This window comes from Bacillus sp. ISL-46 (assembly GCF_018613205.1).
Window position 1 is genome coordinate 111,596 of sequence record NZ_JAGGQR010000009.1, and the last position, 12,157, is coordinate 123,752.

Consider the following 12,157-nt stretch of genomic DNA (forward strand, 5'->3'; position numbering starts at 1 on the left):
AATTCTTGAATAAGTGAATCCACCATATTTGATACTACCAAGACCTGAGAGCTGCCAAAGCTCTCTTTTCTTTTTCCATTATTAGGCACTTTAAATAAATTATGTACGTTTATCAAAATTTGGTAAAATAAACTAATAAGTTTATTTATTCAAATTCCGGAGTGATTTTATTTGATAGAAAATATCGTAGTTGAACTTACTAAAAGGTTAAGACTTGTAAAAACATTAAGTACAGAAAAAGTAAATAAAATAATCAAGTTTGACGATAAAGGCATTTATGTTGAAACAGAATCTTCTAGGAGTAAATTTCAAAATGGTGAAAAACAGGATCCGTATGAGTTTATATCATTTGAGTTTATACTGGAAGGTTGGCGTGAGTTTGTAAGTGCTCGGCAGGGTGTTGCCAATGATTTTAAGAAGACGAGGGGAAGAACTTCATTCTTAATGGCTTTATTTTCTAACCTCCCATTTGTTGAGGCATCCATTAGTGGAAGGACAACCATTTTATCTTTACGAGAATTTCAAACAGATGAACTACCCAATGTCCAATACCAAAATGTAAAAGGGTTTTTGGATGAAGTAATTACAGGTGCATATGATCCAACACAATTGAACGAACAGTTTGACGGCAACTTATATCGAGTAAAGGCAAGAAGTAGACAAGATGCTCGATTGCTTGGTTTTATTAATGAATTAAACGAAGCAAATCATTTCCAGTTAGCTGAATATATTGAAGTAGAAAATAAAGATCAATACATAAAAAGAATTCTATTAAATCTTGGTTATTTCAGGGCCATACTTATTTGTTTAGATCTCCTTAGAAATTATTCGAAAAAGGAGAAGAAGGTTGCTCTTGAAGAGATAGGGATGCTGATTGTTCGTAATTCTCGTGGTCACAATTTAATGGTGGATTCAGTTGCAAAAGAAAGAACAAATTATCTGCTTTTGTGGTTAGAAAACACCCAATTAATTGACCAAGACTGGATCCCTACTGAAAATTTCTTTGATACTATTAGCTTAAAGGAGCAGGTAATGGTGAGCGATATAAGAAGTAGTCTTTTAAAAGTAATGAATGAATACCTTGATGCAAAACGTGAAGGTTTTGGGAGTCACCCGCTTGGAGCCTTTGTTCGAAATACGATTCCTTCGGAGTTTTATCAACTATCTTTTATTGATTCAGCAGAGTATTTAGTAATAGGATCAGTTGGTCAAGGAAATTGGGCCTCTGTACCTTGGGTGGCCATTATGAACCGGAAAATTACAGTTTCTACGCAGAGAGGGTATTACATTGTTTATCTGTTTAGTGAGGATATGAAAAGTGTCTATCTTACACTCGCCCAAGGTGTTACGGAAACTTCCAAGGATGAAATGGAGCGAATAAAGGATGAGATTCGTGAGTCCATTCCTGAAACCAGTAAGGTACGAAAGGATGACAACTTCAGTCTAGGAATCAGTTCGAAGGCTAGACAATATGCTTTATCAACAGCAGCTTATATCCCATACTACATAGAAAACTTGCCAGATGAAAATACATTTGTGACTGATCTACAGGAAATGGTCAACATCTACGAACATTATATTTCGCTTAAAAATGGGTACAAAACGACAGAGTCGATCAAAACCGAAGATTACATAGTGCGTGAAACAGAAACAAAGAGTCTTAATGATAAAGAGCTCATCGACCATATTTACTCCTACATAAGAAGCAAAGGCTTTTTATACAAAAGAGAAGAGGTGATCAACTTATTCCTATCGATAAAAACCAAACCATTCGTGATTCTCTCAGGGATTTCCGGAACCGGGAAAACAAAGATGGTCCAATGGTTTGCTGAGAGTGTGGGAGCAACGGAAGAGAATGGTCAGTTTTCTTTGATACCGATTCGCCCTGATTGGAATGATGGTTCCGATGTATTAGGATATGTTGATATTAAGGGTGAATTTAAAGAGGGGCCACTGACGAAGGTGATTAAGAGAGCGGTAGATCACCCAAACTTACCCTACTTTGTTCTACTAGATGAAATGAACTTGGCAAGGGTAGAGTATTATTTTAGTGATATTTTAAGTGTAATGGAAAGCAGAAAATGGAAAGACGGAAAGATGGTTTCGTCGAATTTATTATCACAGGAAATAGCTAGTGCTGATCTCAAGCTTCCGAATAATCTGTATATCATCGGGACCGTCAATATGGATGAAACGACTCATCCGTTTAGTAAAAAAGTATTGGACCGTGCAAACACAATTGAATTTAATCGAGTCGAACTCGGAAATCTCGCTTTCTTAAATGATTTAGATGATGTAGAGCCTCTTGTTATCGGACACGATTCCTTTGCCTCTAACTATCTTCATCTTAAGGATGTTTATCAAGGGAACACTTCTTTAGTAGAACGGGTAACGAAAGAGTTGGTGACTATGAACCAGTCTCTTAAAAAGACGAATGCGCATGTTGGATACCGTGTTCGTGATGAGATTTGCTTTTATATGGTATATAACGAAAAGGCAAAATTAATGACCTTTGAAGAAGCATTGGACCATTGTATTTTACAAAAGGTATTAGCACGGATTGCAGGTAGTGATTCAGAGGTAGATCAATTGTTAAGGGAGCTATATTTACTTTTCACTAATAAACAGTATGAAGAAGATCACGATGTGACCGAATTGGATCTTGTGAGTGCAAAATATCCTCATAGTGCAGCAAAGGTTGCCGAAATGATTAGGAGGTTAGTAGATGGCTTCACTTCCTTCTGGATCTCGTGAGGATGTTGAATTAGTTCAGATTGAAACAGATGATTTATCTCTGATCATAAAAGGAAAACCGTATCATGAACGGTATGAAGGATTAAAGCAATATCGAAATATGGACTATCATGATGTCATGAAATTTTCCGTGCACGGTGAAGGCATTCAAGAAATCAAGGTATATGATATAAATCAACAACAGCTTGTACAGCCAATGGAGCTAAGGCCAATCTTTTTTGAAAATGGAATTTATCAGCTTATCGTTATGCCGAAGACCGGTCAAGAATTAACCTTTTATCATGAGCACCCGCTTTTAAGAAAATCGATTTCAGCTTTGAAAATTGGCCAACAGTCGATGTTGATGGGGAATCTTCAATTTCAAAATGAAGTCGGATTTACGACGTTTGAAATCAGAAACAATAGCCAGAAGATATTGGAAGTAACGTTAGAAATCTATCCTTCCAAGCTAGATTATAAAAATGATTACAAAAAGCTAGTTGAAGAAGTAAATGATGAGATTTATAACCTCGCTTATCATTTCATCCGGAAAACTTATTTAGGCGCAAGATTGAAGCTAGAAGGAAAACCTTCTAGATCTGAGTTTTATCGGCTAATTAGTCTGCATTTTCAAAAGTTTTTACAAGCTGTTTCTCGAATTGAGCAGCAGCCACATCATAAGCTAGAAAAGACATATGAAAAGGCAAGAGGGGATCAGTTAAGGAAGCTTGATTCCACTAGTCGGAATTATTTACGAAAACGTTCGAATTTATTTGTTGAAGTAGAGAATGGAATTTCCTTTAAAAAAAAGAATCTCATGCCTTTAGAAGGGTTACGAATCAAGAAGGAGTTAACCTACGATACAGTTGAAAATAGATACGTCAAGTGGATGATAGGGAGATTAATTCATAAGCTCAACGATTTACTTGAGTCCATACTAAATTTGAATAAAAGGACCTTAGAGGATCCAGATCCTGATTTGGTGGAAAGGATCAAAAAGATGACCCATCAGCTTCAAGCAAGGGTGAAAAATTCTTTTTGGTCGAATATTGGAAGCTTAGATCGGTCAGTGATGAGTTTGGTGTTGCAAATGGCCCCGGGCTATCGAGATGCCTTTCAAATTTACTTAACCGTTTCAAAGGGGTTGGTGCTTGAAGGGAAAATTTATCAAATGTCTGTGAAGGATGTAGCAACACTTTATGAATATTGGACTTTCCTTAAGCTCGGGCAAATTCTCGGTCGGAAGTATAAACTAGTGAGTCAAGACATTGTCCAAGTAAATCGTGAGGGGTTATTTGTTAATCTTGAAGCAAACCGTATAGCAAAGCGTGTTTTTAAGCATCCAATTACGAATGAAGAAATTGTCTTGACCTATCAAAAATACGAAGGTGGCTTACCGACTCTTCCACAGAAACCTGATACAATGTTAAGCATTCGGAAAAAGGGGAAAGACTACACCTTTAACTATATATTTGATGCAAAATACAGAATCGATTATGCCCAAGCTGATAGCTACTATCAAAAACGATACAAAACACCTGGCCCGATGGAAGATGATATCAATACGATGCATCGCTATCGAGATTCGATTGTGGCTTCGGAAGTTGATGGCCCTTATGAAAGAACTGCATTTGGAGCGTATGTTCTCTTTCCGTGGTTTGATGAACAATCTTATCAAGAACATCATTTTTATCAAAGTATTAATAAAGTTAATATTGGTGGACTACCATTTCTACCGAATGTCACCACCTTAGTGGAACAATTTGTGGAGAGGTTGATCGATACGGGGCCAGAGGAAATTCAGAAGGAAGGAATACTTCCTCGAGGGACACTAGCAGAATGGAAATCAAGTCTAGATGAGACGGTTCTAGTAGGGCTTGTATCAAATAAGGAAGATTATGATCTTTTTATTAAAGAAGGCTACTATTCAATTCCTGTTGAGAAGCTTAAAAGAGGTTGGCAGCATGCGAAATATGTGGCTTTGTACGTTAAAAGTGGCGTTAATGCAGAAAATGGTGTTCTGGTATATGGGAAAATTCAAGAGGTCCAGCCTGCAAGAGCTAGTGAAATTGAATTAATAAGGTTTAAAGTGGCTTATTGGATGAACCTTAATCCTATTATCAAGCCAGTCCATTATGGAATTTCTAAATATGTACTTACAACACTCAGCGTCTTAAAGGAAGCAACAGAGCTTCCTGAATTGTTTATGAAATCTAAAGAAGAAATGATTATATGGAGAATACTGAGAAGGGTGTCGGATCGGATTAAACTAGATTTAGATGATTCGGAACTTGATCATGCCTCTAGCGTAATGGAATACCGGATAAAAGGGATGAAGGTAATCATGCACAAGTCAGAGAGAAACATTGTATTTGTCAAGAATGATGTAAAGAAGGAAGTTCCCTTTGAAGATCTAGAGAAGAATCCTACTGGGGTTTTTAAAGTGTTGATGGGGATCATGTCCGATGGCATGTCTTAGGCTCTTTCAAGTGAACTAAGACATTATTGGAACTGTGATATTAGAACACTCTTTATGAAAGGTGAATTCTATGTCTAAATATGCCTTAATTAGCTGTACAAAATTAAAAAGAGATTATCCTTGCTCTGCTCAAGAAATGTACATAGAATCTCAATTATTTAAAAAAGCAATCGCATATATCAGCAAACAAAATTACGATAATTGGTTTATTTTATCCGCTAAATATGGATTGCTTAATAAAGAAACAGTAATTGAACCATATGATGTAACTTTAAATAAAATGAATTCGTCACAACGCAAAGAATGGTCAAAAGAAGTATTTGATCAACTAATAAAATTGGAGCCACTCCAATTAGACTTTTATGCTGGAAAAAAATATAGAGAATACCTTATTCCGCTTCTAGAAAATAGTGGGATTCAATATGAGATACCACTTGAAGGAAAAGGGATAGGAGAGCAGCTGAAATTTTATAAAGACCAACTAGATTCATAAAAATAGCTTTATAACAAGAACTAAATAAACCCCGAATCCTTTAGTGGATCGGGGAATTTTTCTTTTGTAATACATTATGAACTATTAAAGCATATCTATTTTTTCTTCAATACACCCTTTTTCACAAGATTAATAATGTTAGTGAAACTTGGCAATGATTTTCACCAAAGCATGAGAAACAAGAACAATCCCAAATATCAAGTGTACGTTATGGTGGATACGCAAAAGTTAAGGAAAGATTTGGTGCAGTTATCAGGTCAAACCTACATTGAAGGGTATGAAGGGTATTATGGGGAAATATAGAAGTGCCATCGTTATCGTTATTGCCACTCTAGTCTTGGGCATTGGGTACTATGTATCTACTAGTTTGCTAGGATCAAAGGAAGCGGTTAAACACGTTGAAAAAAACGAAGAAAAGGACGTCATTGAAACATGGACCCCTACTGATGAAGCTTCGGAAGAGGATGAAGTAATTGAAACGCAAGTGGAAACAGAATTTCCAGAAGGTATCACTGAAGCTGAAATTCAAGACGCGATCCATTCCATGAGTCATTCTAAGGTATATGCTTCGGAGAAATGGAGTGATTTAGAACCAACTCAAGAAAGAATTGATCAATTACTTGATGCGGTTAAACGAGATCAGAACGGTTTAGATCACAGTGATCTATACATAGGCATCTTAGAGAAATGGCAAGTGGGTGATTTTAGTAAAGCGGTTTCAGACCATAATAAAATTTGGGAGCTTCAAGGAGGTTCAGTTGGAGAAGCAACCAGATTGCTTACTAAAGAAGAGGAGACAGAGTATCGAAAAGAGCGCTTTAACGAGTTTTAAGATGTCGATTTAGACTTGGATGTCCCTTTGTGTTTCCATTTTAATCTATTTTTTGATGAAGTCTCAAAACTGCAAGCTTGTAAACAGCGTTTCATCAGCTCAAAATAATAATTGAAGGATCTGGCTACGTGGCAGATCCTTTTTTCTTAATTTCCATAATATAACTGACTCCCCTTTCTTCATACCTGAATAGGATATACTGTTCATAAAATATAGGAGGTTTATAGATTTGGATAATAAGAAAAAACCAAGTTTCTGGACTAGTTTCCTATTTAACAAGTCTCTCAAAAATGAAGAACAAGAAGATGGAGTAAAATATGTTAACCTCGGCAGTGAGACTACGTTAGTTAGAGTAGTGCAAACCGATCATGAAATCATTTTGCAAAGTAAGGATGATCAAACAGGTGAATGGGTAACCGAATATAAGAAAACGAAAATAGCCCCTAAAGATTATCGAATTTCTTCTGGCTATTTTAAGCTAGTTAAGCAAAATGTAGTGATTCTTTCTACCTGGATGGGAAGCGGTGGGTATTTAGATTATACAATCATCGGTAGAAGGAAAGGAAAAATTGTTGAATTGGCTGACACTGAAGGTGTTTATAAGGGAGACATCTTTTTTGAAGATGGCAAATTACTAGAGAAAAGTACAAATAGGTATTCCAAATGGGTCATCAAAGATGGCAGATTAATGTTGATTCCCTATAAAATTCCAAAGATTTCCGGTGCGCTTCAGATTGAATATTACCTTTTTCCAGACGGACGTGTAAAAGTTGAAAAAAACCATTATATTGTTCCAGTAGGAACAATCGTTCAATTTATCCGAGCCGATTTAAATGAAAGTCCCTGGCAAGGTTACTTTCACGAAGATGAACAATCGATTGAGATGATTGAGGATTTTCCTGACCTGGCACAAGCCTTTAAGATTGTTAAAAAAGGAAAGGTTGAAGGGAAGATCATTCCCGACTCACATAGAGATAAGGGGATTACAATTACAATAGTAGCAAAGTAATACACTTTTTTATACGTTATAGATACCCATTGTCCCTTTCTCGAATAGGATATATTGTTTCACAATATTTTGGCTTTAAGGAGGATAGTAGAATTGGAGAGACAAAAAAAATCAAAATTTTGGGATAGTTTCCTATTTAATAAGTCTATAAAGGACGAAAAACAAGAAGATGGTATTACCTATATAAACCTTGGTGGAGAGAGCAGTTCAGAAAGAGTGGTACAAACGCCTCAAGAGATCCTTTTACAGAGTAAGGATGAGAATACAGGAGAATGGGTTACAAAATATAAGGAAACGAAAATACACCCTAAAGAATATCGGATTACTTATGGCTTTTTAAGCCTAGTTAAACAAAATGTCTTGATTTTTTCCACCTGGACGGGTAACGGAGACTTTTTACATTATACAATCATCGGTAACTTTAAAGGAAAAATAGTTGAATTGGTAAGGTGCAATGATTCGGTATATAATGGAGACATATTTTTTGAGGATGGTAAACTTATACAGAAAAGTGCGAACAGGTATTCCAGGTGGACAGTTAAGAATGGACGCTTAGTTTTAATTCCTTATAGAGTTCCTAAGATTCCCAGTGCCCTTCAAATTGAATTTTATATTTCTTCGAATGGCAATATTAATGTGGCAAACAATCACTATACTGTGCCAGTAGGAACCGTTGTCCAATTTGTCCGTTCTGATTTCAATAAATATCCCGAACAAGGCTATTTCTACCAAAATGAACAATCACTAGATTTGGTTGAGTATCTTCCTGAGGAAACACAAGTTTTTAAGATTATTAAAAAAGGGAAAATCGATGGGAAAATCCGCTGCAACAGTAATTTGATACTGAGATTACCATCACAATTGATGCAGTTTAAATTATTCTGAACAAAGCTTAACAAATTAAACATACACAAAAAACCTCCAAAATTAATATTTTTGGAGGTTTTTCATACGAAAGTGTTTTAAACTGTCGATGAAGACTTGGATATCCCTTTGTTGTACCAATTTTATCTCATTCAATTGAGAAAAGACATTCACCTGTCAAATAAAAAATGCATGTAGAAAAAGTCCAAATGGAATTGTTGATTTGAAATACTGATACTCATAACCGTTTTGGACTTTCAGATTTGTGGTATACATCCAAAAAGGATAGGAGATGATCTTATGGATGAACCAAAACACAGCTATTTTATTAACATTCAATCTCACGAGATTTTTAGTGAACCTAATGGAGTGGAATGGGATTTTAAGATTGACGCAACGGAAAGTCAAGTTGCTGTCCTAGTACGGATGTTTGATAAAACCGATGAAACAGATTGGGAAAGTTATTTCCGAGCCCACATTCCTTATCTTGAATATCATCATCAGCACCAAAATAAAGAATATGTTCTACGAATTCTGCTGATCTATTCCTTACTATATTATTTGGGTGATGAAAAAACTCGTGCACATATTCGCGAAATGGGAATATTAAGTGAAGACTTTGTAAACGAACAGGCCATACTGGTACCGAGAATTTTGATTAATCAAAAATAGAGGTTATTTTAGTAGTTTAATATTTTAAAGTGATGGGGGGCTGCCCCCAATGCCCATAATAAGTTCCAATTTATACAAAAAAGACCTACTCTTTCTTGAATCGTATAGAAAGGTAGGTCTTATTATGTTGATACCATTAAAAAACACGATTTAATCATTCGTGATATAGGATACCTTCCTTTTAAGGTTTAAGCTGAAATTAATAAACGTGATCCCTATTATATCCCACGCCACGATTAAAAACCAATATTATTAATTATGTAAAGGATGATACTGGATCTTACACCCAATTAGATTTAAATAAAGTTTTGGAAATAAAATACTTTTTATTATGAATCTTCAGATTATTCAAAATTAACTATTGAATAAACACTACGATGTTGCTATTATTATGTAGAAGAGTGAACGTTCACTCTCTAAAAATGAAAGAAAAAAGTAGGTTTCTTATTCCTTAGGTCGATTGAATCATATTTGATGGAAGGGGGTCTATGGGAAGGAATTCTTTCTAGTTTTATTTAATATTCTGTAGCGTAGCATGCTGAGTACCTGATGCCAAAAAATTGAATAAAGGGGGAAACTCTTGTGGAGAGAACAATTTCTATGGACGATCTACCGTTAAGCAAAACCCATATTAGGACAGCCATCTTTACAACAGGTGGAAAATTTTGCGATGGATATATTTTAGGTGTTATAGGTATTGCTCTTACATTGTTAGGTCCCCAAATGGAGTTAAGCTCTGTATGGTATGGGTTAATCGGAAGTTCTGCACTGATTGGTTTATTCTTGGGAAGTTTCTTCTTTGGATGGCTGACGGATAAAATTGGAAGGAAACCTATCTATCTAGTAACGATTGCTTTCTTTGTGGTGCTTTCCATTCCACAATTTTTCGTTACATCCCCAGAGCAATTGTTCATTCTTCGGTTATTGATGGGCATTATGATTAGCGCTGAATATGCGACAGGTGCGACGCTGCTGTCAGAGCTGCTTCCGAAAAAACAGCGGGGCACGGTTCTAGCGTGTTTGAATGCTATGTGGACTGTGGGCTTTGTGTTTTCTGTCATTATCAGTTATGCCATGCTATCGTTTGGAGGAGAAGAGGTTTGGCGTTGGATGCTGGCAAGTAGTGCTGTACCAGCTTTCCTTTTATTTGTCATGAGATTAGGAGCTCCAGAATCTCCTAGATGGCTCGTGAGCAAAGGGAGAATTGACGAAGCAACAGCAGTTGTGGACAAATTTTTTGGCAAACATGTCCGGATTGATGACCTCCGTCTTGAGGAAAACAAGAAGACAAATGTCAAAGAGTTATTTAATAGAAACTATCGAACACGAACGGCATTTGCTGGTTTATTTTGGGGCCTGCATGTCTTGCCTTATTTCGGAATGATGACTTTTACACCCATTGTTTTCACGAGCCTTAATATGGAGGACGGGTTTTTCAGTACCCTTATATCCAATCTCTTTCAATTGGCCGGGGCAGTGGTAGGGGTAGTGATTATGGATAAAATCTCGCGCAGAAGCTTTGCCATTTACTCTTTCTTTATCCTCGCTATTTCAATTGCATTGCTTGCCATTATTCCAAATCCATCCTCATTTATCGTTGTGGGATGTTTTGCCATTTACGTATTCGCTGCTTCTGGATCTGGCAATTTGCAAACCGTCTATCCAAGTGAGATTTTTCCTACTCACATTCGTTCAACGGGAGTAGGATTTGCCACCATGATCAGTCGGATTGGGGCAGCTGTAGGAACTTTTCTTTTACCGATCAGTTTAGATGTCCTTGGTATTAATATAACAATGGGAATTTTAGCTGGAATTTTATTGCTTGCTGCATTCATTTCAATTAAGTGGGCTCCAGAAACTAGGAATATTTCACTTGTGGAGGCTTCAAACGTGGCAACACCACTGTATAACGTGAACTTGAGGGAGGAAAAGGCTAGATGACAAAAAGAGTAGCAGTGATTGGGGTAGGATCAATTGGCAGTATGACACTCTGGCAATTAGCAAAGAAAGGTATAGAGGCGGTGGGATTTGAACAATTCGGAATCGCCCATGATCGTTCAGCTGCCGGAGGCGAGTCTCGTATGTTCCGGACAGCGTATATGGAGGGGGCTGAATATGTTCCATTGCTGAAAGAATCACGGGTTTTATGGGGTGATTTAGAGGCTGAAACTGGATACAATCTATTGACTCTAAACGGCGGACTTATGATCGGGCCGAAAGATTCCTACAAAATGAAAAACGTCATCAAAAGTACCCATGATTTTGATATCAGTCATGAGGTGTTAGATGCAGCTAGTGCAAACGTGCGATTTCCCCAACACAAACTTAACCCAGATGACATTATGGTACTTGATAAAGAAGCTGGTTTTATGAGACCCGAATTGGCTGTCTTTGCAGCAGCAGAAAGAGCGGAAGCACTTGGAGCCGTCATTCACCGCCATGCTGCTGTAGAGCAGATTGAAGAGTTGGAAGGCAAGGTTAGGGTTGTTGCTAATGGAGTGCCATATGATTTTGATCAAGTCATTGTTACAGCTGGACCTTGGACAACTAAACTATTTCCTGAATTAAAAGAGAATTTAACTCCTCGAAAGATTGTCATGACGTGGTATCCAACAGATAAAATGAATCAGTATGTGCCGAATGCTTTCCCTGTATTTGGAAGATGGGCAGAAGAGATTAGTTTTTTTGGGATTCCGACATTAGAGGGAACCATGGTCAAGATAGGGAGCATTGATACTTTTGGAGATGTAGAAGATCCAGACAACTTACACCGTGATGTTGCTCTTTCTGAGTTGAACAACATTAATCAGGCAGTCCGCAACTATATGCCAGACTTAAGACCAGATCCAGTCAGAATCAGTGTGCACATGGACGGCTATACAACGGATGAGCACGCTGTAGTCGGATTGGTTCCTGGGTTTAAGCGGACGTTTATTATGGGAGGATACTCTGGCCATGGATTTAAGTTAGCGCCTGTTATGGGTAAAATCGGATTAGATCTCATCGAAACAGGCAATACAAATTTTAATATTTCACACTTACGTCCAGAGCGATTTTTAAAAGTAAAAATGTAAG

9 protein-coding genes are annotated in these 12,157 nt (G+C 36.9%); all 9 read left to right on the forward strand.

The window, feature by feature from the left end:
- Positions 1-171 precede the first annotated feature (171 nt).
- The 9 genes from J7E67_RS03840 to solA all read left to right on the forward strand — a co-directional run bounded on the left by J7E67_RS03840 (position 172) and on the right by solA (position 12,156).
- Positions 172-2,754, forward strand: coding sequence for an MrcB family domain-containing protein (locus J7E67_RS03840; RefSeq protein ID WP_214731036.1), 2,583 nt, complete (start codon positions 172-174; stop codon positions 2,752-2,754).
- On the forward strand, positions 2,726-5,212 hold the full coding sequence (locus tag J7E67_RS03845; RefSeq protein ID WP_214731038.1) for a restriction endonuclease-like protein: 2,487 nt from the start codon (positions 2,726-2,728) through the stop codon (positions 5,210-5,212). The genes J7E67_RS03840 and J7E67_RS03845 overlap by 29 nt, the downstream gene beginning before the upstream one ends.
- A gap of 70 nt (positions 5,213-5,282) precedes the next feature.
- The gene (locus J7E67_RS03850; RefSeq protein ID WP_214711630.1) at positions 5,283-5,705 is read left to right on the forward strand and encodes a DUF6884 domain-containing protein; all 423 of its coding nucleotides are present in this window, start codon (positions 5,283-5,285) and stop codon (positions 5,703-5,705) included.
- 289 nt (positions 5,706-5,994) lie between these two features.
- Positions 5,995-6,537 (forward strand): DUF6241 domain-containing protein, encoded by a 543-nt coding sequence (locus tag J7E67_RS03855; RefSeq protein ID WP_214731040.1) that lies wholly within the window; start codon positions 5,995-5,997, stop codon positions 6,535-6,537.
- Between the two features lie 229 nt (positions 6,538-6,766).
- Entirely contained in the window at positions 6,767-7,546 is a 780-nt protein-coding gene (locus J7E67_RS03860) for a hypothetical protein (protein ID WP_214711628.1), read from the forward strand.
- A 93-nt stretch (positions 7,547-7,639) separates the two neighbouring features.
- Positions 7,640-8,431, forward strand: a complete 792-nt coding sequence (locus tag J7E67_RS03865) for a hypothetical protein (RefSeq protein ID WP_214711627.1) — start codon at positions 7,640-7,642, stop codon at positions 8,429-8,431.
- Between the two features lie 279 nt (positions 8,432-8,710).
- The gene (locus J7E67_RS03870; protein WP_214711626.1) at positions 8,711-9,082 is read left to right on the forward strand and encodes a hydrolase; all 372 of its coding nucleotides are present in this window, start codon (positions 8,711-8,713) and stop codon (positions 9,080-9,082) included.
- Between the two features lie 582 nt (positions 9,083-9,664).
- A complete protein-coding gene (locus J7E67_RS03875; protein WP_214731042.1) occupies positions 9,665-11,023 on the forward strand; it encodes an MFS transporter in 1,359 nt (452 codons plus the stop codon).
- Positions 11,020-12,156 (forward strand): N-methyl-L-tryptophan oxidase, encoded by a 1,137-nt coding sequence (solA, locus tag J7E67_RS03880; RefSeq protein WP_214711622.1) that lies wholly within the window; start codon positions 11,020-11,022, stop codon positions 12,154-12,156. The genes J7E67_RS03875 and solA overlap by 4 nt, the downstream gene beginning before the upstream one ends.
- Position 12,157: the final 1 nt, after the last annotated feature.